Annotated in this window: 1 protein-coding gene; it reads left to right on the top strand. The window is 43.1% G+C overall.

All coding sequences use genetic code 11. The annotated features are described in order from the left end of the window. Positions 1 to 419 (top strand): protein rep (locus KP705_RS18205; RefSeq protein ID WP_215765315.1); only part of this gene is annotated, 419 nt, incomplete at both ends.

Raw genomic sequence — 419 nt, 5'->3', positions numbered from 1 at the left:
AAATGGACACGCAAGCTCTCTGATTGCTTCCGTTGGCTCAATCAAAAATATGGTTCAAATCTGTATTTCAGGGGGACTGAGTTCACTCATAATGAKGATCATGAAACCCTTAACATGCATATGAATATCCTCTTTGATCTGCCGTATTTGAAGGGGAACGGCTGGCAGGATTTTCTTGCTGATGTTCGTGAGAGGATGTCGTGCATTGTTAAGGATGCGGTAACTCTTGAGTCTGTTGATGAGGTCACAAAATATGTGACTAAGCCGAACGATATTGAGACGATGGAGGATGGCCATCTTGAGTGGTTCTATAATGAGTCTCTCTATACTCGACAGATACATTTGTACGGATCGTTTAAGTTGTTCAAGGGGTCTCTTATTGATGAGAGGCATCGCATGGTTCGAGATCAGTCTGATGG

Origin of the sequence: Gluconobacter sp. P1D12_c, from assembly GCF_018812105.1 — a bacterium.
Taxonomy (GTDB): Bacteria; Pseudomonadota; Alphaproteobacteria; order Acetobacterales; family Acetobacteraceae; genus Gluconobacter; species Gluconobacter oxydans_A.
The sequence above is the reverse complement of the archived record's forward strand: the minus strand, read 5'-3'. Positions and strand labels throughout refer to the sequence as shown.